Source organism: Vibrio sp. D404a (assembly GCF_030248535.1).
Taxonomy (GTDB): Bacteria; Pseudomonadota; Gammaproteobacteria; order Enterobacterales; family Vibrionaceae; genus Vibrio.
This window is the reverse complement of the sequence record NZ_JAHGAJ010000009.1, coordinates 36,887-62,648: the sequence shown is the minus strand read 5'-3', so window position 1 is coordinate 62,648 and position 25,762 is coordinate 36,887. Positions and strand designations below refer to the sequence as shown.

Annotated in this window: 21 protein-coding genes and 1 pseudogene; 13 read left to right on the top strand and 9 right to left on the bottom strand. The window is 45.7% G+C overall.

The genetic code is table 11. From position 1 onward, the window contains the following. Nucleotides 1-82: 82 nt before the first annotated feature. A complete protein-coding gene (gene ppsA, locus KI655_RS06670; RefSeq protein ID WP_285402931.1) occupies nucleotides 83-2,455 on the bottom strand; it encodes a phosphoenolpyruvate synthase in 2,373 nt (790 codons plus the stop codon). Nucleotides 2,456-2,633: 178 nt separating this feature from the next. Between ppsA and KI655_RS06665 the strand changes: the two genes are divergently transcribed. From KI655_RS06665 to KI655_RS06630, 8 genes are all read left to right on the top strand, one after another. Next, nucleotides 2,634-3,467 (top strand): pyruvate, water dikinase regulatory protein, encoded by an 834-nt coding sequence (locus KI655_RS06665; RefSeq protein WP_285402930.1) that lies wholly within the window; start codon nucleotides 2,634-2,636, stop codon nucleotides 3,465-3,467. Nucleotides 3,468-3,839: 372 nt separating this feature from the next. Then, nucleotides 3,840-4,187: a hypothetical protein gene (locus KI655_RS06660; RefSeq protein ID WP_285402928.1), complete on the top strand. Its 348-nt coding sequence runs from the start codon at nucleotides 3,840-3,842 to the stop codon at nucleotides 4,185-4,187. Between the two features lie 2 nt (nucleotides 4,188-4,189). Beyond that, a complete protein-coding gene (locus KI655_RS06655; RefSeq protein WP_285402926.1) occupies nucleotides 4,190-4,642 on the top strand; it encodes a hypothetical protein in 453 nt (150 codons plus the stop codon). Between the two features lie 2 nt (nucleotides 4,643-4,644). After that, entirely contained in the window at nucleotides 4,645-5,130 is a 486-nt protein-coding gene (locus KI655_RS06650; RefSeq protein ID WP_285402924.1) for a hypothetical protein, read from the top strand. A 39-nt stretch (nucleotides 5,131-5,169) separates the two neighbouring features. Beyond that, nucleotides 5,170-5,583, top strand: a complete 414-nt coding sequence (locus KI655_RS06645; RefSeq protein ID WP_285402922.1) for a hypothetical protein — start codon at nucleotides 5,170-5,172, stop codon at nucleotides 5,581-5,583. A 5-nt stretch (nucleotides 5,584-5,588) separates the two neighbouring features. Further along, nucleotides 5,589-6,047 carry a hypothetical protein gene (locus KI655_RS06640; RefSeq protein WP_285402920.1) on the top strand — a complete coding sequence of 153 codons (459 nt, stop codon included), beginning with the start codon at nucleotides 5,589-5,591 and terminating at the stop codon, nucleotides 6,045-6,047. 160 nt (nucleotides 6,048-6,207) lie between these two features. Continuing rightward, nucleotides 6,208-7,014 carry an arylamine N-acetyltransferase gene (locus KI655_RS06635; RefSeq protein WP_285402918.1) on the top strand — a complete coding sequence of 269 codons (807 nt, stop codon included), beginning with the start codon at nucleotides 6,208-6,210 and terminating at the stop codon, nucleotides 7,012-7,014. Nucleotides 7,015-7,017: 3 nt separating this feature from the next. Continuing rightward, nucleotides 7,018-7,548: an NADPH-dependent FMN reductase gene (locus KI655_RS06630; protein ID WP_285402915.1), complete on the top strand. Its 531-nt coding sequence runs from the start codon at nucleotides 7,018-7,020 to the stop codon at nucleotides 7,546-7,548. 80 nt (nucleotides 7,549-7,628) lie between these two features. Here KI655_RS06630 and grxB read toward each other — a convergent pair whose 3' ends face one another. The 3 genes from grxB to KI655_RS06615 form a co-directional block, all read right to left on the bottom strand. Beyond that, nucleotides 7,629-8,261, bottom strand: coding sequence for a glutaredoxin 2 (gene grxB / locus KI655_RS06625; RefSeq protein ID WP_285402913.1), 633 nt, complete (start codon nucleotides 8,259-8,261; stop codon nucleotides 7,629-7,631). Between the two features lie 261 nt (nucleotides 8,262-8,522). Beyond that, nucleotides 8,523-8,681 carry a hypothetical protein gene (locus KI655_RS06620; protein ID WP_152549216.1) on the bottom strand — a complete coding sequence of 53 codons (159 nt, stop codon included), beginning with the start codon at nucleotides 8,679-8,681 and terminating at the stop codon, nucleotides 8,523-8,525. Nucleotides 8,682-8,840: 159 nt separating this feature from the next. Further along, nucleotides 8,841-9,824 carry a Gfo/Idh/MocA family protein gene (locus tag KI655_RS06615; RefSeq protein ID WP_285402910.1) on the bottom strand — a complete coding sequence of 328 codons (984 nt, stop codon included), beginning with the start codon at nucleotides 9,822-9,824 and terminating at the stop codon, nucleotides 8,841-8,843. Nucleotides 9,825-10,026: 202 nt separating this feature from the next. On the opposite strand from KI655_RS06615, the gene KI655_RS06610 reads away from it, so the two are divergent. Further along, nucleotides 10,027-10,509 (top strand): GNAT family N-acetyltransferase, encoded by a 483-nt coding sequence (locus tag KI655_RS06610; protein ID WP_285402908.1) that lies wholly within the window; start codon nucleotides 10,027-10,029, stop codon nucleotides 10,507-10,509. A 119-nt stretch (nucleotides 10,510-10,628) separates the two neighbouring features. Next, nucleotides 10,629-11,048 (top strand): annotated as a pseudogene (locus KI655_RS06605) (murein L,D-transpeptidase family protein); the annotation flags it as partial. Nucleotides 11,049-11,107: 59 nt separating this feature from the next. Here the strand turns inward: KI655_RS06605 and KI655_RS06600 are convergent. The 3 genes from KI655_RS06600 to KI655_RS06590 form a co-directional block, all read right to left on the bottom strand. Continuing rightward, nucleotides 11,108-11,824, bottom strand: a complete 717-nt coding sequence (locus tag KI655_RS06600) for a glycerophosphodiester phosphodiesterase family protein (RefSeq protein ID WP_285402906.1) — start codon at nucleotides 11,822-11,824, stop codon at nucleotides 11,108-11,110. 205 nt (nucleotides 11,825-12,029) lie between these two features. Beyond that, nucleotides 12,030-12,632, bottom strand: coding sequence for a 2OG-Fe(II) oxygenase (locus KI655_RS06595; RefSeq protein WP_285402904.1), 603 nt, complete (start codon nucleotides 12,630-12,632; stop codon nucleotides 12,030-12,032). 200 nt (nucleotides 12,633-12,832) lie between these two features. Next, nucleotides 12,833-14,404, bottom strand: a complete 1,572-nt coding sequence (locus tag KI655_RS06590) for a response regulator (protein ID WP_285402902.1) — start codon at nucleotides 14,402-14,404, stop codon at nucleotides 12,833-12,835. Nucleotides 14,405-14,708: 304 nt separating this feature from the next. Between KI655_RS06590 and KI655_RS06585 the strand changes: the two genes are divergently transcribed. Together KI655_RS06585 and KI655_RS06580 are read left to right on the top strand one after the other, a co-directional pair. Further along, nucleotides 14,709-20,924: a response regulator gene (locus KI655_RS06585; protein ID WP_285402900.1), complete on the top strand. Its 6,216-nt coding sequence runs from the start codon at nucleotides 14,709-14,711 to the stop codon at nucleotides 20,922-20,924. Between the two features lie 163 nt (nucleotides 20,925-21,087). Then, nucleotides 21,088-21,891, top strand: a complete 804-nt coding sequence (locus tag KI655_RS06580; RefSeq protein WP_285402898.1) for an MBL fold metallo-hydrolase — start codon at nucleotides 21,088-21,090, stop codon at nucleotides 21,889-21,891. A gap of 112 nt (nucleotides 21,892-22,003) precedes the next feature. Here the strand turns inward: KI655_RS06580 and KI655_RS06575 are convergent, their stop codons facing one another. Together KI655_RS06575 and rimK are read right to left on the bottom strand one after the other, a co-directional pair. After that, nucleotides 22,004-22,429 (bottom strand): RimK/LysX family protein, encoded by a 426-nt coding sequence (locus KI655_RS06575; protein WP_285402896.1) that lies wholly within the window; start codon nucleotides 22,427-22,429, stop codon nucleotides 22,004-22,006. 64 nt (nucleotides 22,430-22,493) lie between these two features. Further along, nucleotides 22,494-23,399: a 30S ribosomal protein S6--L-glutamate ligase gene (rimK, locus tag KI655_RS06570; protein ID WP_285402894.1), complete on the bottom strand. Its 906-nt coding sequence runs from the start codon at nucleotides 23,397-23,399 to the stop codon at nucleotides 22,494-22,496. 605 nt (nucleotides 23,400-24,004) lie between these two features. On the opposite strand from rimK, the gene KI655_RS06565 reads away from it, so the two are divergent. Continuing rightward, nucleotides 24,005-25,762 (top strand): SgrR family transcriptional regulator, encoded by a 1,758-nt coding sequence (locus KI655_RS06565; RefSeq protein ID WP_285402892.1) that lies wholly within the window; start codon nucleotides 24,005-24,007, stop codon nucleotides 25,760-25,762.

The following is a 25,762-nucleotide window of genomic DNA, read 5'->3' as shown; positions in this document are numbered from 1 at the left end:
CTGACTCTGTGAAGCCTACTGATATGAAAAAGCCAGTCATTGCGACTGGCTTTGTTGTTTGTGCTTAGGCTTGGTCTAAGGACTACTTATTCGCGACCTTACCTAGCTTCAACCATGTATCGATAACCGTATCAGGGTTTAGAGATACAGAGCTGATGCCTTGCTCCATTAACCACTCTGCTAGGTCATCGTGATCCGATGGACCTTGGCCACAGATACCTACGTATTTGCCTGCTTTGGTTGCTGCATCAATTGCCATCTTCAGCATCGCTTTCACTGCTGGGTTACGCTCGTCAAATAAATGAGCAACATCACCAGAGTCACGGTCAAGGCCAAGCGTTAGCTGAGTCATGTCGTTAGAGCCGATAGAGAAGCCATCGAAGTACTTCAAGAACTCTTCAGCCAATACTGCGTTAGATGGCAGCTCACACATCATGATCACTTTCAGACCTTGGTCGCCACGACGCAGGTTGAATTTCGCTAGAAGATCGATAACCGATGCCGCTTCGCTTGGAGTACGTACGAAAGGAATCATGATTTCAACGTTCTTAAGACCCATCTCGTTACGTACGCGTTTGATCGCTTGAGTCTCTAGCTCAAAACAGTCTTCGAATACTGGAGAAATGTAACGAGAAGCACCACGGAAGCCCAGCATTGGGTTCTCTTCATGCGGTTCAAACTCTTTACCACCGACTAGGTTGCTGTATTCGTTAGACTTAAAGTCAGACATACGTACGATCACACGTTTAGGCCAGAACGCAGAAGCGATAGTCGCGATGCCCTCTGTTAGCTTGCTTACGTAGAAATCGATAGGATCTTTGTAGCCACGGATACGCTCAGTGATTTCAGCTTTAAGCTCATCGCTCTGTGCATCAAAGTTAAGTAGCGCTTTCGGGTGAATACCGATCATCTTGTTGATGATGAACTCTAGACGAGCCAGACCAACACCTTCGTTCGGGATTTGAGCGAAGTCGAATGCACGATCAGGGTTACCGACGTTCATCATCACTTTGGTTGGAAGCAGTGGTAGTTCGTCAACGGCAGAGCGCTTGATTTCGAAATCCAGCTCACCTTGGTAAACGTAACCTGTTTCACCTTCTGCACACGAAACCGTCACTGTAGAACCATCTTCTAGGCGGCTTGTTGCGTCACCACAACCAACAATCGCTGGGATGCCAAGTTCACGAGCGATGATCGCTGCGTGACAAGTACGACCGCCACGGTTGGTTACAATCGCAGAAGCTTTCTTCATCACTGGTTCCCAGTCTGGGTCAGTCATGTCAGTGACTAGAACGTCACCTTCTTGAACCAAAGACATTTGATCCAATGAATCAACCAGACGTACAGGGCCAGAGCCGATACGTTGACCGATAGCACGGCCTTCAACCGCTACGTCTGCTTTGTTGCTTAGTTCGTAACGCTCAATGACGTTTTGCTCGCTTTGAGAACATACGGTCTCTGGACGCGCTTGAACAATGTAAAGCTTACCGTCGATGCCATCTTTCGCCCACTCAATATCCATTGGACGTTGGTAGTGCTTCTCGATGATCATCGCTTGTTTTGCTAGCTCTTTGATCTCTTCATCGTTCAGTGAGAACTCGTTACGCTCTTGAGTATCTGTGTCGATGATATCAACTTGCTTACCGATCTCTTGGTTAGTTGAGTAGATCATCTTGATCAGTTTAGAACCGAACGTTTTCTTAACGATAGGGTACTGACCCGCTTCAAGCATCGGCTTGTGAACGTAGAACTCATCTGGGTTCACTGCACCTTGAACAACCATTTCACCAAGACCCCAAGATGAAGTGATGAATACCACTTGATCGAAGCCTGATTCTGTATCAAGGGTGAACATGACACCTGAAGAGGCCTTGTCTGAACGAACCATGCGTTGGATACCCGCAGAAAGCGAGATGCCACGGTGGTCAAAGCCTTGGTGCACACGGTAAGAGATAGCGCGGTCGTTAAACAGAGATGCGTATACGTGTTTTGTTGCTTCTAGAACTGCATCGATGCCTTTTACGTTTAGGAAGGTCTCTTGTTGACCAGCAAACGAAGCATCAGGAAGGTCTTCCGCTGTTGCCGATGAACGAACCGCTACAGACAATTCATCATTGCCTTCGATCAGCTCACGGTAGTTATCGCGGATATCTTGCTCTAGGGATTCTGGGAAAGGGGCTTCAAGAACCCATTGGCGAATCGTTGCACCTGTCTTACGCAGAGCTTCAACGTCTTCAACATCAAGTTCATCAAGTAGTTGGTGAATGCGCTCATCAAGACCTTTGTAGTCTAGAAACTCGTTAAACGCATAAGAAGTGGTAGCAAAACCATTTGGTACAGAAACACCAGCATTGGATAGGTTAGAAACCATCTCGCCGAGTGAGGCGTTCTTACCGCCGACCTTGTCGACATCTTCCATGGATAGGCCATTGAACCATAGGGTATTATTTTGCATTTATTTCTCCAGAAACATAGCAAGTTTTGTAGGGATTTAAAGGCAAACGATTACGTCAGAATTGAAAAAAATGTTAAAAATTTTTCAAACCTGTGGGGAACGTAATAGTCAGCAGGCTTTTGTTATATATATTATGGTGTCCATCCTACTCAAAATAATTTTAAACATTAAATAAAAAATGCAAATTGATATTCAAAGTCGTGATGTATTCTATGTTTCTGATGGAACGGCCATAACATGTGAGACTTTAGGGCATGTTGTTCTAGGTCAATTCCCCTTCAAAGCCAATGAAAAAACCTTCCCTTTTGTGGAAAGTGAAGACAAATTGAGTGACCTGCTCAAAGAGATCGAGATTTCCTACCAACAAACGGGTCATGAACCACTGGTGTTTTTCTCGATTGTCATCCCTGACATCAAGAAAAAGCTATTAGCCGCTCCTGCTCACTGTTATGACGTGCTAGAGAGCATTGTGCAGAAAGTGCAGGACGACACCAAAATGGCACCTAAACCGAAGCTGCAGCGCTCGCGTAGCGTTAACAAGGATTCTGATAAGTACTTCGATCGTATTGCTGCGATTGAGTACACCTTGGCTCACGATGATGGGATTACACTAAGAGGGCTGGAAGAGGCGGACATTATTCTGCTCGGCGTGTCGCGCAGTGGTAAAACCCCAACCAGCCTCTACATGGCAATGCAGTTTGGTCTGCGCGTGGCGAACTACCCGTTTATCCATGACGATATTGCTCGCTTGAGACTGCTGCCTGAATTTGAGATACACCGTCATAAGCTATTTGGTTTGACAATCGATGCAGAACGTTTAACTGAGATTCGTGAAAACCGCCTTGCAGGCAGTGAGTACGCTAGCGATTCTCAGTGTGTTTATGAGTTGCAAACGGTTGAAGCCCTCTTTAGGCGTGAAGCGATTCCTTACATCAACACCTCTTCACTATCGGTGGAAGAGATCTCAACGCGTATTCTTGAACGCACTGGTTTAAGACGTCGCTTGCTTTGATCTCCTGATCTCGTTGTTTCTACCATTGTTAAAGATGTCACCTTGCTGGATCACAAGCATGCAGCAAGGTCTCTTTTGATCTTATTCCCTCTTGGCACTTCTTTGCTTCTCACTTCTTTACTTCGAACTGCATCATCTCGTTTGTTTTCGTTTTTTCGCTTTTGATCTTTCAATCATCCATTCACGACATGATTTCTGGCGAAACTCTATTGTGTTTGTGCTCTCTTGTTATCAATTATTCAGGGCAATGTCATCGCTTAGTCAATTAACAGCGATATCCATCTTAAATTAATACCTTGGCGCAAAATGGTAAAAAATCACTGAATATCTCAAATAGTCTAGCCGCAAAGATATTTATTGAGATTGATTGTAATGAAAACCACCATTTTAATTTTAGCTTCTTTATTAACGATGAGTTTACCCGCGATGGCTAATTTGCATGTGTGGGACCAAAAACAATATCAGGCTTATTCAGACAAAACCGAAGTGAAGTTTACTTTAATAAATAAATACAACAAAAAAGCGGACTATTACTTGAGAATTGATAACAAGTCGTTTCCTAATAAATTGAGCTTGGGTCCTAATCAAGACATTGAATTAAATATCAGTGTTAAGACTCCTGCTGGCCAGAAATCCAAGAAAAAAATATGTACGCGAATGGTGACAGACTCACCCAACAGCTATGAGGTGTGTACCAATATTAAGTTCGAAAGGTATTGATGATGAGGCAATTACTCTTACTGCTGTGGATGCTTTTTGTCCCCTCGGTGGTGAACGCCAATCCGATTCCTAGCGTGTCAAACCCATCGGGTACCGACCGAGTTCGAACCTCGGAAGGCGCGTCGTGTGAGCAAGCTATCTCGACCGGTAAAACCATTCAGTTTGGTACTTATGGCGCGACGGGCAATGAGGACAGCGACAACTACTACAGTGGCAACCCAAACAATTACTACCACCAAAACCAAGACGAGGCGGGGATTTATGCCGCCATCACTTTCCAATTTGGTGGAGAAGAGCGAGTGGATTGTTCTCGCTTATACGAATTTGAATTGAGGGAGAGGAAGAGAGAAGAAGAGTTAGCTCAAGCAGAACATGAGCTTAAATTGCTGCAAATTGAAGCTGAGAAGTATCGTCTTCTCAAAATGAAACAAATGAATACAACCTTTTCGGAGTAATGATGAATAAAGTTAAACAACTGACATTGCTAGCAGCCTGTGGTGTGCTGTCAGTGTCGTCAGCACATGCTGCTAGAGATACAAGCGACGATGTCACCTTTAAAGCAACTGTAGAGCAGCAGTGTGGTATCGACGTAACTAATACGACGGCAGATTTAGCATTTGGTAGCGACTATTTGGAATCGAAAGCAGAGGTTAAGCTGATTAATAATGAGAAGAATAGTCATACGAATCTTAGAGTTAGTAATATAGATAAAGATGACTTTGGTAACGAAGTTGGTAAGCAAGACATCTATTTCAAAGCTGATGGAGCGATTGATAAAGAAATGGATGCTATTCGTTGGCAACAAGGGCAAAGAGTATCTCGACAAGAACTTCAAGATAATAGCGCTGTTGTTAGTCTGCAAGCTCGTATTGATATAGATGAAAATTTACTTGATGCGGATGACTATGAATTGGCAACCAATTGGGTTATCGAATGTGACTAGATTTTTAAAACCCTCGTAAGAGGGTTTTAAGGTTTTATGATGAAAACAATGATATTTCTTTTTTTGGTACTCTTTCTTTCTCCTTATGCGCTCAGTCATGTTCATAATAAAGCGTATGACAATGGCGATGAGTTAAATGAGCGCTGTGAGAGTGGTTCTGAGTATCATGAAAATCGTATATTTGATGGAATATCCAGTTCAGAATATATCAACTGGACTCAAGTAGAATTAATGAATGTTAGTAGTCGCTATGACTATTCTAATACCATGATCAATCACGTTAATGATGAGTATATATCATGTGACCTTATCATTGATTATGAATATAACGATAAGAAGATATCCATTAATTCTACGTATTTGGTTTCATTAGAGAATGATGAAATAAAAAGTACGGAAAATTCCACCAAAGAAGCGGTTAAAGACTTCATAGTAAGGGTGATAGTTAATTGAAAATCGTGGCCATATTACTTTCGGTGTTAATCTTTACTTCGCCTGTGATCGCAGCAACTCAGCATAAGACACTGAGGTTTACTAAGCATGTGCAAGAACAGTGCGGAATCACCGTTATTGATAACGCCGGAGAGCTGAATTTTGGCCAACGATTTGAAGGGCAAGCACTGCGTTTCAAGCTCACCTCAAACAAAAAGGGCGGTCGCGTGTTGCTTAAGCTGGTGTACTTTGACCTTGGTAGTTTTGAACAGGTCGTCACGCCATCTCAAGTGCACTTTCAAGTTGATGGTGCATTTCGCTATCGAGGCGATGTTGATTTCTGGCGGCAAGGTATCGAGCTAGAAGCGGACTTGCTACGCGAGTATCCAGAAGTAGCCTTAAGTGCAAGGGTAGATTTGCAAAACTACGATGCCCCTGCTGGGGAGCACTTTATCAATATGGAGTGGGGGATTGAGTGCTATTAGCTGTAATTGTTTAACTACTGGCTTTTTGGTCGATTTTTTCTTTTTCAATTGCTCTCTAAAAATAATTTAAAAAAGTGCTTTACCTAAAGTTAACTTGAGGTTTTAAGATGGCCGTCAGCAGTGAAGAGAAGAACTCTCCCATAGAATAATAAGGCACAGCATGACCCCACAAATGATTGAACAGTATTTTCAACGTATTGGCTTAGCCCAACAGTCAGAGATCAACGAGTCAACACTAAAGCTCATACATCACCATCAACATCGCACCATTCCATTTGAGAACCTATCTATCTTAAACGGTGAAGTCATCGAGATTACCGAGCAGGCATTGTTTGACAAGTTGGTTTCCAACAAGCGTGGTGGTTATTGCCAAGAGCTGAATGGGCTTTTGTTCAATGTACTTTCGCACATGGGGTTTACGGTTCGACCGTTGTTGGGGCGAGTACATTTTGGCGAACAACCCACCGGTCAGGGGCACCGTATTAATTTGCTCACCATTGATGAACAGCAGTGGATTGTGGATGCGGGCTTTGGCACCAATACGCCAAGAGCTCCACTGCCGCTGGTCTTTGAACAAGTGATAAAAACCGATCTGCAAACCTTCCGTTTCGTCGAAGATCCTTTGTTTGGCGCAATGCTACAAGTGTTTGAAGAGGAAAAGTGGATCAACTTGTACAGCTTAGACATGAACCATGTGGTGTGGAATGACTTGGAATATGGAAATCACTTTACCTCGACGCACCCCAGTTCTTTGTTTACTCGACGCTGCGTTGTGGCAAGACCAACCCAAGAGGGTATCACTACCTTGTTTAATCGCGAATTGAAGGTGCGAAAAGGCGAGGAGATACAAGAGGTTGAATTAGAGAGTGAAGCGGATTTTTATCAGGCACTCAAAGCGCATTTCGACTTAGAACCTAAGATCAATTACCAAGCATTTATACCATTTTTAGATAAACCAGAGGCTTAATTAATGAAAGTATTAGCAATTGGCGCAACCAACAGCACTAAATCTATCAACAAACAATTGGCTACCTACACAGCAGGCTTAGTAGCTGGTTCAGAAGTAGAAACCTTAGACCTTAACGATTTTGAGATGCCTATCTATAGCGAACAACGAGAGAAAAATCAGGGCATTCCGGTATTGGCTCATCAGTTCTACAACAAAATTACGGAGTCTGACGCGGTGGTTATCTCGTTTGCGGAGTATAACGGCACTTACACAGCAGCGTTTAAGAACATCTTTGATTGGGTATCACGTATCAATATGAAAGTGTACCAAGGCAAGCCCGTTGTGATGCTCGCAACTTCTCCGGGGCCGGGTGGTGCAAGTTCGGTACTGGCGTCAGCAGTCGCCTCTGCTCCGTATTTTGATGCGGATGTGAAAGGGCATTTATCGGTACCAAGCTTTTACGATAACTTCGACGTAGCAACTGGGCAGCTAAAGCACCCAGAGCTCGTCCAAGAGCTTGAGTCAATAATGAATAAAGTGACTCTGGGCTAGTAAACCGCTTATTTGTGTTACCAAGCCCATAAAAAAACCGAAGCACTAGGCTTCGGTTTTTTACTACGATGGGTATTCGTCTACTCAAGCAGCCCAACACCGAGCTCTTTGCTTTTGCGCTCCATCCAACGGTCGAGTTCTGGTGGCCATTCAATGCTTGATTCAACGTAGAAACCGCGCAGCATGGAGAAGTAAACGGCCTGATCGATAAGAGGCACGGTGGATTCTCCCTTTTCGAAGTCCAGCAGAAGCTCTGCGTCTTTGAGAAGAGGGTTGATCAGTTGCACGAACTGAGGAGTCTGCTCGATCAGCTTGTCGAAGTTGAATTCCTCGGTCTCTTTGCTCTCACGCCAAGCTGCTTTACTTTCATCTGAGCGATACTCTGGTAGATCCAGCTTCCACCAACGTGGGCGACCAATGCGCTGTGTTAATGGGAAAGCGCGAGTTTGAAATTGGGTGGTCGTGGTTGCGGGTTCGCGATGCTCGTCGCTGTTCGCAAGATCCATGAAATAACTGATGATATCTAGGCTTTCAGCCATGATAGAGCCATCGTCTTTTTCAAGAACCGGTACCATTTTCTTGCCAATAAGATCAATTAGGGTTTGTGCGTCATGGTAGTCGACAGACACCAGTTCCACAGTCAGGCCTAATGAGCGCGCGACAAAGGCAACGCGTGCGCAGAATGGACAGTGATCATAGATATAAAGCTTCATGGCTTCCCCTTAAATGTATAAGCTATCCAAGCATAAGATAACGCTAATTTACCAGAAGTTGTTTGAGACCATAAGTACTTGTATTGAAATGTAATAGAAATTTCGTAACCCGCAAAGTGGTCAACATATCAGGAGGTAGGAGTGGCTCGCAGAAATAGATAAGGCCCTGGCAATTCACTCCAATGCAGAAGAGTGTATTGACCAAGGCCCTAATTCGTTGATGTTTCTAATTACGCGTAATCGCGAGCTAAAAACGTCTAATTATGCTTTTTTAAGATCTTGCATAGGGTAAGTTAGTGTAAGACCACCCTCGATAGTTGTAACGTGAACGTAGAAACCGCCTGCGCTTAGACCTGTTACTACCATCTCACCTAGTTCGATACCCTTTGTTGCTACAACACGATCTTCGATTGAAAACATTTTAAACACCTTCAATAAATTAAAATTAACTTTGCTTTTCGAAGGCGGATTTAATCAGATGATCCAGTGATCGACTAATCAGGTAATTTGTCGTCAAGACAACTAAAGGTTATTTAAGATAAGCCGATCATTACAAATCATAGAGTTAGCGAAATGTGTTTAAAGTTCGTCCGCTGGATAATGCACACCAACTTGACGACGCATTTCTGTTATTAGCTCTGATACGGTGAGCGCGCGCTGCTGTGCTTGTAATTGTGCCTCACTATTCCCTTTGAGTACCTGAGCAAACATCTCGGCTTCATAACACATCGAGTTGTCTCTCTGAGGTTGGCTTAACTCTTCAACTTCGCCATTGCGATACTGAATCTTGACGTGCGTACACTCTGCAATATGGTCAATCAAAATCGCACCTAGCTCACCTTGAATCTCACTGTAAGCGTAAGAATCACTGACCTTAGAGTGTGCCAGTGTCACGTCGTAATCAGGGTAACGGAAGATTGCGCTGCCATGGCCGTCCACGCCAGACTCCAACAGATGAGCAGACGCTTGTACCTTTTCTGGCTTACCAAACAGAGCCACTGCTGCCGCCACTGAGTAAAAGCCGATATCAATCAGAGAGCCATTTGAAAATGCTGGATTGAAGGTGTTTGGATTCTCGCCATCTAGGTATCTTTGATAACGAGATGAATACTGGCAGTAGCTAATGTGTGCCTTATGGATTTTGCCGATCTTCGGCAGAGCTTGCTGCACGGCTTGAAAGTTTGGCAGGTACTGCGATTTATACGCTTCAAATAGAACCACATTGTGCTTTTCGGCGATAGCAAACATCTGTTGTGCTTCGTGCAGGTTCGATGCCACCGGTTTCTCACAAATTACATGCTTGTTGTGTTCCATCAGCGTAATGGCTTGCTGGCAATGAAAAGAATTTGGAGAAGCGATGTAAACCGCGTCGATGGTCTGGTCGTTGGCAAGATCGTCTAGATTGGTGTAATGAGTGGTCACGCCAAACTCTTCACCGAAAGCCACTGCGCTCTCTAGATTTCGAGAATAGACCGCTGTTAATTGCATGGCGCTGACTTCGTGAGCAGCCTGTACAAATTTCTGAGTGATCCAATTGGTGCCAATTACAGCGAACTTAATCATATCGGTTATCCCGTCCTTCTTGTTGGTGTGTTGGGATAGTAGCACCGCGATTTAATTAAATGGATGTAAATTGCGGAACAAATTTTCTGGAGTTTGAGCCTAATATAATAAGTACTGACGGAGATCCGTTTCAAACGCAGCAGTTGTGCAGCCGGTGATGGATTTTGCTAAGGTAACGCTAATCACAAACAAGGTAGTTACTATGCGTATACGCGCGGCTAAAGTGGCCGATATCCAATTCATTCTATTGCTTTCCGAGCAGATCAATCGTCAACACCATCAAGGTGCCCCTCATGTGTTTAGCCCACCAGAACAAGCAGAGGATGGCGCAGAGGCTTATTGGCTGGGTTTGATGCTAGAGCCAGACGGACACTTTCTGGTTGCGGAAGAGAACGATCAGATAGTGGCATTTTTAGTCGGAAAAATTACCCAAAACAGTGGAGTGAGTTTCATCCAAGACCATAAAGTTGCCAGAGTGAACACCATAGTCGTTGGTGAGGATGCGCAGGGGTATGGGCTAGGCAAAAAGCTGATGCGAGCATTTAATCAGTGGGCACAAGCCAATGGTGCAACCGAGCTACGCTTGGAGGTGATGGAATTTAACCAAGACGCCCAGCGCTTTTATCAATCATTAGGCATGGTGACTCAGTCACGCATTATGTCTATGCCTCTTGAGGATGTATGAGTCGCCCTGTTAATGCTTTGCTCGGGCTTGCCTGCCTATTCCCGATATCGGCTTGGTCAGGTATTCCACTCGATGCCATAAATGCCAATCATCAAGCATCAAGTTTGCAATCGCCGCAAGTGACTTTAGTTAAGGTGGATAAATCGCAGCGACGGATGTTTCTGTTTAATGGCAATAGCCTGATTCGTGAGTATCGTGTTGCGCTGGGAAAACAGCCCAAGGGACACAAGCGCTTTGAGGGCGACAATCGCACCCCAGAAGGGCAGTACCAGTTAGATTATGTTCTGGAAGAGTCGGATTTTTACCGTTCAGTGCATATCAGTTACCCAGCACCGTCGGATCTTGAGTGGGCTGAAAAGTACGACATTGATCCGGGTGGAAACATCAAAATACACGGCTTGAAAAATGGTGAGCGTCGCAGTTCTCGTTATATCCAGAGTTTTGATTGGACCGATGGCTGTATCGCATTGAACAACCAAGAGATGGATGAGTTTATCGAGTTGGTGCAAATGGGCACCCCGATCCACATTGAGTGGTAGGTGTGCCCTGCAGATGTCATTACGACTTTATCAGTCTAAGAGTCTATTAGCCTAAGAACCTAAGAACTAGAGAATCGTGTTGGGTAGTCAGTGAAAACAGCATCAACTTGGTCGAGGTAAGCAAAATCGGTACTTTGATTTACTGTGTAGCACCAGATTTCACGCTCGGAGTGTCTTAGGTAGTCGATATCTTCTTGCGTGAGGTTGGCATAGTTGAGGTGACAACTGAATGCATCAATGACGTCTAACGTTTCGTGGTCCTGCGGTTCAAGCTTTTCCGTGATCAGTCCAATTCGGTATTGGCTCAATCGCTTTGATGCCTCTTCTACGACATCGTGGCTAAAGCTCGACAGCAGAATACGGTCGGTATCCATAGAGCAGCGAATGAGCTCACAGTGCAAAAGCTCAACAATGTGTTCTGGCTGGTGGCGAGTGTCAACTTTGATCTCTAGATTGACACTTAAATCGTGTTGTTCGACCAAGGACAGTAGCTCTGACAGTGTCAGGATTTTCTCATCCTCAAACTCTTTCGACTTCCAAGCGCCAAAATCGAATTGTCTTAACTCCGCGAGGGTGTGTTCATCAACACGTCCCGTACCGTCACTACAGCGCTCTAGAGTATGGTCGTGACACACAACCAATTGGTTATCTAACGTGGGTTGAATGTCCACCTCAATCCATTTCAGACCGAGCTTGGCTGCTTGTTCAATACTGGCTTTGGTGTTTTCAGGGTGAGTACCTGCAACACCGCGATGACCAACAATCATAGGAGGCATAGGGTTTCCTTTTTCAATGCACTGTTATTCGCACCTAACTCAGTCTAAAGGATAATTCGATAAGCGTCGTCATATTGATGCATAAAGGTGCGAGTTTACTGAATGTAATTGGATTGCATTGCAGTGGGATGGTGTTTGGATGTCGAAAGCATTAATGGTGAGAGAGCCCCTCGTGTGAGGAGCTCTTATGATTGTCAGCAATGGATTAGTGTGCAATATCCAGTTGGTTGTCTTTCACGCCGTTAATGCGGAACCAGCCAGCGATACTGAAACGCTCGGTGTTTGTCGGTAGCACTTCATGAGGGAACTGCTCTGAGAAGAACACAAACAGACGCCCTGCTTTTGGTGGAATCGTTGCTACATGGTTGTCGTCTAAGTCGTACACGACCAGCTCGCCAGCATCTTGCTCAGACCACTCATCATTCATGTAGAACACGGTGGTGAGGCGGCGGTTTTCATTACCTTGGAAGCAATCAAGGTGCTTTTGGTAAAAGTCGCCTTGCTCGTATTTGGCAAAGTGCGCTTCATACTCGAACAACCCTAAAAAGAAAGCTCGGTTTGCTGCGAGACGGATTTGTTCCATCTTATCTAAAAACTGCGAAGCGGGTTGACCCATGTCGCGACTTAGCCACTGGATTTTATCGCTGCGAATACTCGCTTCACGCATCACTTCTTCATTACGGCCAATCCTAGCCTTTTTCCAGTTGTCTGGAATACAGTCCCTCAACGCCACGACTTCATCGTAAGTTAGGAAGTCATCCCAAACAAAATAGCCTTGGGTAGATAACGCATCGATCAGTTGGTTCATGTAAAGCACTCGGACATATGAATAAGGGGCACTTATATAGTCCGAATAACTCGGCTCAACAAATCAGGTTGGTTGTCGTGACGATAAAATAGCTGAAATGGAGTGAGTTGAAGCGGCTCGATACTCTGTATGAGTCGAGCCGAGAGGCGTCATGATTGTGCTTATTTAGACTCAATCAAAGAGGGAGAACCGGCTCTGTATCAATCACTAAATTCAATTGGGAAGGTGAGAATGAGAGTGGTGCCTTCTTCATAAGAGGTGGTGAAATCGATGGTTCCCCCTTGCGCTTCTGCCGCGAGTCGAGCGGAATAGGTACCAATACCTGTACCGTTTACTTTGCCATCGGTGACAAACTTGTCGAAGAAGGTTTTGTGAAGATAAGGCGGGATCTCACCCATATTGTGAATCGTGAAACGAACCGTGTTTTCGTCGTAATCGAGGTGACTAGAGACTTTGACGTTGTTGCCCGGTGGTGATGCCTCGACCGCGTTGTTGATCAGGTTAGAGAACATGGTGTAACTGAGTAACGAGTCACCCATGTATTTGTGCGAGGGTGGCACATTGTAGTGAATGAAGATATTGCGCTTTTCACATTTGGCTTGCATGCCGTAGCAGAGCTTTTTAATCAAAGAGTGGGCATCGATTAGCTTAAGTTGAACCTTATACTTGTCTTCCTCCAGCTTCATCAAAGTCTCCTGGCTGTTGACCATTTTCTGGATCATCATTGAAGACTCGCGAATCACATCGATCTCTTCATCGCAGTCCTGAGCCTTTTGCTCAAGAGCAGGTAAGCTGGTGATAATAGCAGTCAGTGGGTTGCTGAGGTCATGTTGGAACATACGGTCAATTTCGTCACGTAGGCGCGTGTTTTCGACCATGGTTTCTATTTGAAGCTGCATATCCATACGCTGCTGTACCAACTTCATGTGGTTTTTGACCCGAGCCAATACGATCTCTGGGGTAATCGGCTTAGTGATATAGTCAACAGCCCCGAGTGCTAAGCCTTTCACGACATCGTCTGTTTGCGAAAGAGCGGATACAAAGATGATCGGAATGTGTTCAGTGAGTGGGTTACTCTTGAGCGCTTTACACACCTCTAACCCTGACATCTCCGGCATCATAATATCGAGCAGAATAAGATCGGGTGGCGTGTCTTTATCGCACAGCTCTATCGCCTTTTTACCGGTACGACAGGCTTGAATCTTGTAGTGACTCTTTAATAGTTCGCCTAGCACCATCAGGTTGTTCGGTTCGTCGTCCACCAACAAGATATTTTGAGGCATTGGTTTAGGTATGTTTTCAATTCGACGACTGATTTCTGCTGAACCTGCTTTGTCGATAATGAGTTGTGGTGTGGGTGCCTTAAACGCCTTGTGTACTCTCTCTATCAACATACTGCGAGAAAATGGCTTAACTAAGTAGTCTGTCACGCCGTGTTTAATTGACGTCATGACATCGTCTTGGTCGATATTACCGGTGACCATTACAAACGGAATGTGAGCGAAATTTTCGTCGCGACGAATGGTCTTGAGCAACTCAAGACCGTTCATTTTGGGCATGTTCCAGTCAGAGATAATGAGATCGATACTGTAGGTTTTGAGTTTTATCAGTGCTTCTCGGCCATCTTTAGCGCGATGTATTCCACGAAACTTGAGGGATTCTAGGATGGTCGCCATGGTTTGAGTCATGCAATCAAAGTCATCGACGATCAGCACGCGCTTCAACTCATAGGTAGGCTCTGTGGCGGAGGGGTTGATCAATACATTGTTCATAATTGAGGTCTTCAGCATCCATGTTGAAACTTAAAGCGGTCGATGTTCCTTATCGATTAACCTCAAATTATGCCAGTTACGCACGGAGTGCAATAAAAAGATCGATGAAGGCGCAGTCGCTTCACAATAATATATAGAATAGTCTCCCAATTTTGAGCTTCTATAAGTTAATAGGATCGCATTTCCTTTTAGTTCACTGTTTTATAAAAACTATTTAATAGAATATCGTATTCAAAGTTGCTAATCTGGAGAGGTTTTCAAGGACATGAAAACGCGGTAACCCCTACATACAAGGACTGTGCTCATGCTCAATGTCACTCGGTCATGGATGATCGTGCTGTTCTCGCTGCTCTTCTTTCTTGTGCCTCTTTCGGCACATTCTGCGCTCGCCTCAACGCTTACAACCGATGAGGCTCAAACGACATCACAGGCTCTATTCAATGAGCAAGAGCGCGAATGGTTGTCGCAAAACCCCACTATAACCTTTGCTGGTGACCCAGACTTTGCTCCCGTGGAATTTATTAATGAACAAGGGGAATACGCTGGAATCGTGGCCGACATGCTCGACTATGTGGCAGATAAAACAGGCCTTAAGTTTGAGATGGTGAAGACTGACTCGTGGCAGCAGTCGGTAGATTTGATGCAGCAAGGACAGGTCGATCTGTTGCCCTTGATCTCCTCTTACGGCCGTGAGGGGCAACCGCTTCTTTTTACTGATAGCTATTTGGATTATCCGAGCGTCATTTTGGTGCGCAATGACACCAAAGGCATTCAAAATTTGGATGACCTTCAAGGTAAGAAAGTCGTGGTGGTGGCCGAGTGGTCATCAGAGAGAGAGATAAAACAAGATCATCCACAGATTGAAGTATTGGTGGCGCAAAATTCGCGCGAGGCAATCGACCGACTACTGTTTGGTCATGCCGATGCGATGATTCATTACTACCCGGTGGCTTCTTATGAGTTGTTGCAAAGAGGGATTGGCAGCTTACGAATTGCAGGGCGCACCTCCACCAAAGATGGAGCGATGGCGATAAACAGTCAGCAGCCGATGTTGCACACTATTATTCAAAAAACACTGCACGCGATGAGCTCTGAAGAGAAGCAGTCGATTCAATCTAAGTGGTTACACGCTGAGCTGACCGATTCTGAGCATGATCTGGGGCTGACTGAAGAGGAAGCAGCCTGGCTTAAGAACAATCGAACCCTTCGGGTTGCCCATGACCAAGATTGGAAGCCTTTTAGCTACTTTACCAATCAAGCATCACAGGGTTTCTCGGTTGAATACGTCAAGTTGCTTGCGCAGCTGATGGGCGTTGAGATCGAATTTGTTTCGGGCCCTTGGAACCAAGTGTATGATATTGCGTTACGCGGTAACGCTGATCTTATCTTAGATTTAATTAAAACTCCTGAACGCGTTGAACATCATTTTCTATACACGCCGCCTTATGCACGCAACCCCAATGTGATCGTGACTAAACAAACGTCGGATTTAAGTACCTTTGAAAGCCTAAAAGGAAAACGAGTCTCTTTTGTCGAAGGGTCGTTTCTTGAAGAGGTGCTGCGAGATGAAGATCTAATACTGTCACCTCGTGAAGACTCGACTCAAGCGTTGAAGGCTTTGCAGTTTGGCGAGGTGGATGCGGTACTGTCGCGTATCGTGATCGCAAGACAAGTGATTAACGAAAACGCGCTCTACGATCTTGAAATCAAAAATGAACTGAACATCGGTAACCCTGAACTCGACAACATGAACATCGGCGTACCGAAAGATCGTCAGTTGTTGCACTCGATCTTGGTTAAGGCGATGCAGCATCTTGATATGGCGGATGTGAATGAGCTCAGAAAGCGTATTTTGGCGACAGAATCGCAGCAGAGCATCGCGCTGACTCCGGATGAAATCAAATCGGTGTTGGCGGATTCGACGCTCAGCGTGAGGTCTATTGGCGGGTCGTTCTCCGATGAAGAGAGCTTTGACCTGAATGATACGATCCTCAATGCGATAGGGAGTAAGGTCGGTATCACATTTCAAAATCGTGCCCTTTCTAATCAAGCTCTTTCCCCTGAAGACAGTGGACAAGCATCATCAGGCTCGCAAGTGGATGTGCTCATTGGTGAGCGTGACTTTTTTGTCGAGCAATCCGGGTATACGATTCGTAAGCCGATCATCAGCTCATACTATGCATTGGCAACCCAAACTCAAAACAGACGCCTAACCTCCCTTAGTGAACTCAAACCAGACAGTGTGGTTGGGGTTGTCGGTTCCAATCAGTACATTGAAACACTCAATCGAACTTATCCTGAGCTGTTCTTTGCCACGGTCAACGACCCAAGAGAAGGGCTTAATCAAGTCGCCAGTGGGGAGCTGGCTGGGTTACTTGCCGATGGTATGTTGTTGGAGCATCTGCTTTCATCTAACCAGTGGATTGAGCTAGAGATTCCTATCATTACCAGCACACCAATCCAGTATTTAATGGCCTTTGGTCAACACCTAGATAAAGGCGTGATATCGGCACTCAATAAAGCGCAGAGTCATCTGACGACGGATCAGGTCAGTACAATACTGAGCCAATATCAGACACGTGAAATGACGCCGAATGAAGGGCGAGTAAGACAGAGTGAGATGTTCTCGCAGAGCCCGATCAATTCAGACCTCATAATCAAAGTGAGCATTGGCGCGGCGTTAGTTCTTGGTGCGTTACTTCTTATCCCTATTCTGTTGAACAAGTACCTGTCAAATCGAGCGATTCATAACTTGTACACCAATAAAATGATGTTGGTGGCGAGTGGGGTCATTGTTCTGGTGCTAAGTATGGTGTCGTTGGCGGCTTATCTTGTGATTGGTAAGGTAGAGCAGCAGACACGACACAATATTCAAATTTCACTGTCGGGTATTAGTGAGGCGCTTAATACCAGTATTGATATCTGGTTAGATGGCAAAACCTCACACATAGACTCACTGTCACGTGATCCCGCGTTGCTTCCGATGGTGACTGAGCTATTGAAGGTTGAGCCGAGTAAACAGGCAATCAAATTCTCGACCGTGTTGATCGACTTACGTGTGTTTTTTGCTTCACAACAAGCGCTGCATGGTGATCGCGGCTTCTTTATCATCTCACCGGAGCGTATCAACATTGGATCAATGAGAGACAGCAACCTCGGTGAGCTCAACGTGATCCAGCAGCAACGACCTGAGTTGTTAGATAGAGTATTTTTAGGCGAAACCGTGCTGATCACGCCGATTGATTCTGACATTAGCTCCGATCATCAATCTCAGCAGCAGAGCCGTGATGCGACCATGTTTATCGCGGCACCAATCATTAACCAAACGGGTGAAGTGATTGCGGCGATGACGCTGCGTTACGACCCAACGCATGAGTTCAGCCAGATCTTCACCTCAGGACGAGTAGGGCAGAGTGGCGAGTCCTATGCGTTTGACGAAGAGGGTTACTTCTTAACAACCAGTCGCTTTGAACCAGCACTGCGTGCACAAGGTGTCTTAGATAGCCATTCCAATGCGATTCTAAACCTGCAAATGGTCACACCGGAACAACAGGTGGTGGGCAATGGCACCAAGCCACGACTCTTTACTGATGACGACAACTACACCAAAGCTTTCCTTGGCGCACTCCGTGATACCAAAGGCAGCAGTGGCATTGGGTACTTAGATTATCGCGGTGTGCCTGTACTCGGAAGTTGGGTGTGGCGCGAGGGTGAACAGTTTGGTTTTGTTACTGAAATTGATGAACAAGAGGCATTAAAGGGCTACATATCGACGCGAAATCTGATTGTATCTCTGCTCGCATTTACCGTGTTCTTAACCGTTGGTTTGACGGGGCTTTCTTTGTGGTTGGGGCGTCGTACCCAAGCGATTCTACTCGAATCAAATGAGCAATTGGAGCGTAGCGTACGTGAGCGCACACTTCGCTTAACCAGCATCATTGATAACGCGACTGGCACCTCTATCTATTTGAAAGATATGGATGGGCGTTACCAGTTGGTGAATAAGCACTTTGAGTCGGTCACTGGATTGGATGCAGGCGATATTCTGAATAATCGAGACAATGATATCTTTGCTGCTGAACGCGCCGATGCGATTAAGCAAGTCGATAAACAAGTGCTATTGAGCGGTGAGTCTCAAGAGTATGAAGACAGCCTAATAGATGGGCATGGGGTTGAACATCACTTCTTAACCAAAAAGATCCCGCTGCTAGAAGAAGATGGCACCATGATTGGTATGTTCGGTTTCTCTACCGACGTCACAGAGCTTAAATCGATTCAAAATGACCTTGAGTTAGCGAAGACGGTAGCCGAAGAAGCGACGCAATCAAAGAGCGATTTCCTCGCTAATATGAGTCATGAAATCCGCACGCCGATGAATGCGATCATCGGCATGAGCTACCTTGCTTTGCAAACGGACTTAAACCGCAAACAGAGTGACTATCTCAATAAGATCCTAACGGCATCAAACTCGCTGCTTGGCGTTATCAACGACATTCTTGATTTCTCCAAGATTGAGGCTGGAAAGTTGGATCTGGAGGTGATCCCATTTGCCCTGACCAATGTGATGGACAACTTGTCTAATATTGTCAGTGTTAAATCCCAAGAGAAGAATCTAGAGCTGTTGATTGCGATTGATCCTAACATCCCGACCATGCTGCTCGGTGATCCGCTGCGTATCGGTCAGGTATTACTGAACTTAACTAACAATGCGGTCAAGTTTACTCACGAGGGTGAGGTTGTGGTTAAGGTGGAGCAAGTCGCGCAATCTGAGAATCGTGTAGGCCTTAGATTTAGTGTTCAGGATTCGGGGATTGGTATGACGCCTGAGCAGATGTCTCGACTGTTTTCGGCCTTTTCTCAAGCAGATAGCTCAACGACGCGACAGTTTGGTGGAACGGGACTTGGGTTGACCATTTCGAAAAATTTGGTTGAGCTGATGGATGGTGAGATTGGCTGCGATAGCCAACACGGTGTCGGCAGTACCTTCTATTTCGACCTTACTCTGGATATCGACCACAGTACCTCACTGAAGCAGCCTAAGCTGTCTAGTGACTATCAAGGACTGCGTGCCTTAGTGGTTGATGACTCAGCAGAGTCGAGGGATATTCTCACCAGCATGACTCAAGCCATGGGGCTAGAATCCGATGCTGTCGATTCAGGGATGCAGGCTCTGTTACAACTGACCACAGCCGACTCTGCTAACCAGCCCTACGATCTCATTTTGATGGATTACAAAATGCCGCATATGAGTGGCTTGGATACCTTAGATTCAGTTCGGAAGTTGTCTCTAAAGGTGTCGCCAAAAGTGGTGATGGTGACGGCGTATGGGGACGATGAAGTCCGAGACCAAGCCATGCAGAAGGGTGTGGATGGCTTTTTGGTGAAACCTGTCTCATCTTCATCCCTGTTTGACGCTATATCTCAATCCTTTGATAAGGAGAGCAAGGCTGAGAGTGCGATGTTGATGCACCAACCGTTGAGCGATATCGCCCTAGATCAGGGCATTAAAGGAGCGCATGTTCTTTTGGTCGAAGATAACGAAGTTAACCAACAAGTGGCGGTTGAGTTACTGGAATTGGCTCAGTGCGAAGTGAGTGTCGCTGCCGATGGTCAGCAATCCGTGTCACTAGTTTCTAAGCATCAATATGATGCGGTGCTTATGGATATTCAGATGCCAGTGATGGATGGATTTGAAGCTACTCAAGTGATTCGACAGCAGCTTGGGTTAACTGAATTGCCGATTATTGCCATGACGGCCAACGCGTTAGCCAGCGATAGAGAGGCGTGTATTGCTGCGGGCATGAATGATCATGTGGCAAAACCGATCGACCCAGAGCACCTATTCAAAGTACTTAATACGTGGGTGTCACATAATCTCAGCATAACGGATACAGAGCCTACCAAAGCGGAGGACGTTGCACTTCCAGAGCTTGAAGGCTTTGATGTTGAAGGTGCGGTTGCGCGATTTGGCGGGCGTGTAGCGTCTTACGACAAGGCGCTGACGAATGTGTCGAATACCTTACCAGAATCGCTGCCTGTGATTGAGAATGCGCTTGAGCAAGATGACCACCAACAAGCTCTGTTGACGACTCATACTCTAAAAGGTGTGTCGGGCAATATTGGGTGCGATGGCGTTTACCAAACCAGTCTCGGGCTTGAAGACGCACTGCGTGCCGATGATAAAGCGCAATATCAAGCGTTATTCAAGAGCCTGAACCGGGCTGCGCAACAAGCCTTGTTGACCATTAATGATTATCTGGCATCACGAGAGGAGTCGGAATCTACAGCGGCTATGGATGTAGAACAGATCCAACTCTTAATTGAACAGTTAGTGGCTCAAATCGAAGAGTATGACTTCGCGGCTGTTGAAACGTGTGAGGCGCTGGTGGCTTCTCTAGAGAACTCGGAGTTAACGAGTGTATTAGAAAAGCTAGAAAGTGCCGTTTCAAATTATGATTTTGATGAGGCAGCAGTCCATATCAAGGTGCTGGTTGAGTCTCTCACAGAGCCTGCGAACTAACGCTGGACTTGGATCTCAAAAGCTCAGTGTCTGGTTCAATGTTTGGTCTCGTTCTCTGTTGATTTCGTGTGTAACGGCAGCCTTATTTAACAAAATGATCACATTTGTGGGTGGTTTTGCTATGGTATAGGTCTGACCAGTTAGCAGTGAACAAGGAGTCGTTTTGCAACTGCACACGATCAAGGGGTATATCCAAGACATGTATTTGGTGGAGTACCCCGATAGGCTGTTATTGCTCGATGGCGCATGCCGAGCAGACATTCCACACTTGAAAGCCTTTATCGAGCAAGATTTAGGGCGAAATTTTCATGACCTACATACCGTTGTTGTCACTCATATGCATCCAGACCACGCAGGTGCGGCGCATAAATTACGGGCATTAACAGGCTGTAAGTTAGTGTCTGCTGATCGCGAATTCGATTGGTACGCGCGCTGGGATGGTGTCCTAATGCACTTAACCGATCTGGCGCTTGCGCGCTGGATGGCCAATCGACTCGGTAGACCAAAAGCCAACCTTTGGTATTCACGTAAGTTAAAGCCAGATTATAAGCTGTCAGACGGTGAGACCATTCCGGGTTTTGATGACTGGGTCGTGCTGGAGACCCCAGGTCATACTGATAGGGATTTGTCTGTTTATTGCCCCTCTGAGAGATTGGCCTACGTGGCTGATTTGATGGTGGAGGTGAAGCAGAAATTGATTCCGCCATTTCCTATCTTCCACCCCAACCAATATCGTCAATCAGTAGAGCGGATCTATGATCTTCACTTAGATACCTTACTGGTGGCGCATGGTGGGCAAGTGGCTTTTGACCAACCAGCGTTTGAGCACCTTTTAGTGAGTGCGCCGCGCCGACCTGTGACGCATTGGCGGGTCACTAAGATCAAGTTTAAGAGTCTACTGAAATCGATTTGGCGTTTTGGCATTACAAAAAAGGGTAAAGGCAAAAACGACAAAGGCCAGTCATAAAGACTGGCCTCTGCGGAGGGTGGTGCTCTCGATTCACTCACAGCGTGTATTCGGCAAAATAACGTGCGAGTGCCTCATTTAACCCTTGGAATAGCGTTGTGGAGCGACGCTATTAGTTCAGCAAGAATGACTCGCTTGGGTCAACAATCACTTTGTTGCTCATGCCTTGGCGGCCAAGCAGCATCATGTATGTCATGTCTTGACGGTTGCTTAGCGTTAAGTCGATAAGCCATTGCTCACCACCAATACGCAGTAGCGTCTCAATCACACAACGTGTTTCCACTTCACCATTCGAAGATTTGATCTTCTTGCTGGCTTTTAGCTTTGCTGTGCAACGCACAGTCTCTTCTAGATGGTATACGTCTGGGTGTAAGTCGAACTCAACGAAACGCTCACCGTCTTCTTTAAAGCAAAGTAAGTTGTCTACGTGTAGAGAAGAGGTTTTAGCCCCTGTATCTACGCGTGTGTGTAATCCTGTTATCCCTAACTCAGGTAAGCAAAGTGCTTCAGTGTTCCCTATGATCATTTTGTTGTTCATAATTATTCCAATCATCAGTTAACGGCTTACTTGGTTATCTTAACCGTTGTAATCTTTTCTAATATCAGCCTTTACCGCGAGTACGGTTAGCATTTGGCTTTGCATTCTTCTCGATGAATTCGAAAATCATGTCAGCAACATCTTTACCTGTTGCTTTTTCGATACCTTCTAGGCCTGGAGAAGAGTTTACTTCCATTACTACTGGGCCATTTTTAGATTGTAGGATATCGACGCCACATAGGTTTAGACCCATGATCTTCGCTGCATTGATCGCTGTTGCACGCTCTTCTTTGGTCAGTTTAACCAGTTGAGCAGTACCACCACGGTGTAGGTTAGAGCGGAACTCACCTTCACCTGCTTGGCGTTTCATTGCTGCGATAACTTTGTTGCCCACTACGAAGCAGCGGATATCCGCGCCTTTTGCTTCTTCGATGAACTCTTGAACCAAGATGTTCGCTTTTAGGCCCATGAATGCTTCAATCACACTCTCTGCCGCTTTGTTGGTTTCAGCCAGTACCACGCCGATACCTTGAGTACCTTCAAGTAGCTTGATAACCAAAGGTGCGCCACCCACGTTCTTGATCAGATCTTGGATCTTGTCAGGACGGCTAGCGAAACCTGTTTTTGGTAGACCAATACCCTTACGAGATAGCAGCTGTAGTGAACGCAGTTTGTCACGAGAGCGGCTGATCGCTACAGATTCATTGATACAGAAAGTACCCATCATCTCGAATTGACGCACTACCGCAGTACCGTAGAAGGTAATGGAAGCGCCAATACGTGGGATCACTGCGTCGTACTGAGGCAGCTCTTCACCCATGTAGCGAATCTTCGGATTGTTACTCGCGATATCTATGTCACAGTGCAACGTGTCGATAACATCGACCTGGTGACCACGAGCTTCTCCAGCCTGCTTTAGACGAGCGGTAGAGTATAGATTTTCGTTGCGAGAAAGAATTGCGATACGCATGGCGTTTCCTTAGTAAATACCTGATTGGTATGTGCAAATTAGTAAGTTGTTTTTAGGTCCTCGGTCTATTTCCTGAGGCTCCTTGTTTGCTTCGGGGCGAACCTTAAGGCTTTTCGAACAACTAAGAAAACGAATTAAATTTGTCGAGTCGACAACAGAAATTTATGAAGGGTTTGAGTTATTGGTACGCAAGGGATGCGCGCGTTTTCTGAAAGAGAAAAGCGAGTCGAAACCAAACTCAGATTGGGGGTAGGAGCAGTTTAAGAGGTGTTCGACTCGCGTAATCCAGTGAAAAATTGTGTACTCGTTAGTGGATCAACATAGCTCTAAAAGTGCACGAAGCGCTTCTTTTTCAAGCTCACTCTTGGTACGTAGGAATTGAGATAAATAGTATTTCCTCATTGGCGTTCCCCTTTGCTTGGTTGGGTCAGTATTCCTTGAGAGGTTGCTGCCTCTGTGACGTTATTTTCGATGATAATAAGGAAGGAATAAACAGACGGTTTATTTCAATACTCTTCCTGTTATTGTTCTAAGTGGAAGATTTCTTGTTGAAAAGCTCTATAATTGCGTTTATTAGGAAAACGTTTTAAAGAAAGGTTCTGAGTTTGTCTGATGTAAATATGATGCGTTACTACGCAAGGCTGACATCATTTGAGGCCAATACTCCCCATGCGGTTACTTTGGCTGACTTAGCCGATTTAATGTTTACCAGTGTCAGACATGCACGCACCTTGCTAGGGCGAATGCATCAGGCGCAATGGGTAGTGTGGGAGCCCAAAGCCGGTAGAAACCAGCGTTCTAATCTAACTCTGCGCTACGATGTGCAAGGGCTTAATCGTCATATTGCGAGTAAATTGATAGCGGAAGGTAAGTATGAAAAAGCGCTGGCGGTACTTGACGACGACCGCACCGTGTTTGGTTCCTTGTTGCAAGAGACATCCGGTGCAACCTTACGTCAAGGGTTACTGCACGTTCAACTGACTTATAAGCGTCGATTTGAAGCGCTCTTCCCTCACCATGTTCACCGTAGCAGTGAACGTTTTTTGCTAAGGCAAGTATTCAGCTGTTTGGTCAGTTGCAGCAGTGATGGTGTGCTTAAGCCTGAACTTGCTCATCACTGGGATTACCAAAGTGACAGTCAAACTTGGACCTTTTATCTCCGCCCCGGATTGACCTTTCATAATGGCCAGTTCATTGATGGTGAACAGTTAGTGCTCTTGTTTAAGCAGCTCAAGGAGCATTCATTTTACCAATCTGAGTTGGAACACGTTGAACAGGTCTACAGCGATCAACCGCTGCGGCTCTGCTTTAAGCTCTCTAAAGCGGACACTGGTTTTGCTGGACTGTTGGCTGGGGTGAAGTACTCGATACAACCAGCGGAACAATTACAGGGGCTGATAGCGCAGAACATTGTTGGAAGCGGGCCATTTATGATTGCCGAGCATGATGTGGAACGCATTAAGCTTAAGGCGTTTGAGCACTTTTTTAGTACTCGATCGCTCACTGATGAAGTGACGATTTGGCAATTTGAGGAAGAGCTCGCTAAGGTCACCAATTTTGATCAAAGTGAGATTCAAGTGGCGCAAGAGGAAGACGCGTCGTGTTTTCATCAGTTAGGGCGAGATGTGACGGCAAAAGAGACCGATGAGCAGTACAGTCGAGTTGAAGATGGTTGTTTGTTTGTGCTCTTTAATCACAACGCAGCCCAGCAAAACCTCACTATCGAACAGAGAAAGTTTCTTGCAGATTGTTTTAAACCAAGCCATGTTCATGAGCAGTTAGAGGTGAACCGTGGCATGTTTGGCTTACAACACGCCAAGAACATCTTGCCGAGCTGGAGCCCTGTCTATCGCATGCCGAATCCGGCGTGTGCGTTGCCTAAGAAACTCACGATAGCGGTTTATGATTACTACGCCTTATATCGCTGTGCCGTGAGTATTGCAGACTTATTGAGATTTCAAGGCGTTGAAGTTGAGGTCAATACCTACAGCTTTCGCGATTTGACCCAGCGCTCTCAGACGAATCAGCTGAGCGAAGATCTTATCTTGTGTAACTTAAACCTTGATGACAATGCTCCTTCATCACTGTTTTCATGGTTGATGAATGATCCCGTGCTGCACTCGGCTTTGGGCCAACCGAGTAGTGACTGGCTCAAGTCACAGCTCGATGTACATAAGGCATCGGTCAAACTTGAAGATTACCTAGAGCAACTGGAGCCAATTGCGACCAGTTTAGTCACAGATTACTGGTTGCTACCGTTGTTCCATCACCTTCAAACGGTTCGATTCCAAGGGATCTTAAAAAATGTCGCCATTACCAACTGGGGATGGCCAGAGTTTAAAGATGTGTGGTCAGTCGATTAA

Coding starts and splice junctions, on each gene's coding strand:
- ppsA (WP_285402931.1), bottom strand. CDS start 2,455: ATGCAAAATAATACCCTATGGTTCAATGGCCTATCCATGGAAGATGTC.
- KI655_RS06665 (WP_285402930.1), top strand. CDS start 2,634: ATGCAAATTGATATTCAAAGTCGTGATGTATTCTATGTTTCTGATGGA.
- KI655_RS06660 (WP_285402928.1), top strand. CDS start 3,840: ATGAAAACCACCATTTTAATTTTAGCTTCTTTATTAACGATGAGTTTA.
- KI655_RS06655 (WP_285402926.1), top strand. CDS start 4,190: ATGAGGCAATTACTCTTACTGCTGTGGATGCTTTTTGTCCCCTCGGTG.
- KI655_RS06650 (WP_285402924.1), top strand. CDS start 4,645: ATGAATAAAGTTAAACAACTGACATTGCTAGCAGCCTGTGGTGTGCTG.
- KI655_RS06645 (WP_285402922.1), top strand. CDS start 5,170: ATGAAAACAATGATATTTCTTTTTTTGGTACTCTTTCTTTCTCCTTAT.
- KI655_RS06635 (WP_285402918.1), top strand. CDS start 6,208: ATGACCCCACAAATGATTGAACAGTATTTTCAACGTATTGGCTTAGCC.
- KI655_RS06630 (WP_285402915.1), top strand. CDS start 7,018: ATGAAAGTATTAGCAATTGGCGCAACCAACAGCACTAAATCTATCAAC.
- grxB (WP_285402913.1), bottom strand. CDS start 8,261: ATGAAGCTTTATATCTATGATCACTGTCCATTCTGCGCACGCGTTGCC.
- KI655_RS06620 (WP_152549216.1), bottom strand. CDS start 8,681: ATGTTTTCAATCGAAGATCGTGTTGTAGCAACAAAGGGTATCGAACTA.
- KI655_RS06615 (WP_285402910.1), bottom strand. CDS start 9,824: ATGATTAAGTTCGCTGTAATTGGCACCAATTGGATCACTCAGAAATTT.
- KI655_RS06610 (WP_285402908.1), top strand. CDS start 10,027: ATGCGTATACGCGCGGCTAAAGTGGCCGATATCCAATTCATTCTATTG.
- KI655_RS06600 (WP_285402906.1), bottom strand. CDS start 11,824: ATGCCTCCTATGATTGTTGGTCATCGCGGTGTTGCAGGTACTCACCCT.
- KI655_RS06595 (WP_285402904.1), bottom strand. CDS start 12,632: ATGAACCAACTGATCGATGCGTTATCTACCCAAGGCTATTTTGTTTGG.
- KI655_RS06590 (WP_285402902.1), bottom strand. CDS start 14,404: ATGAACAATGTATTGATCAACCCCTCCGCCACAGAGCCTACCTATGAG.
- KI655_RS06585 (WP_285402900.1), top strand. CDS start 14,709: ATGCTCAATGTCACTCGGTCATGGATGATCGTGCTGTTCTCGCTGCTC.
- KI655_RS06575 (WP_285402896.1), bottom strand. CDS start 22,429: ATGAACAACAAAATGATCATAGGGAACACTGAAGCACTTTGCTTACCT.
- rimK (WP_285402894.1), bottom strand. CDS start 23,399: ATGCGTATCGCAATTCTTTCTCGCAACGAAAATCTATACTCTACCGCT.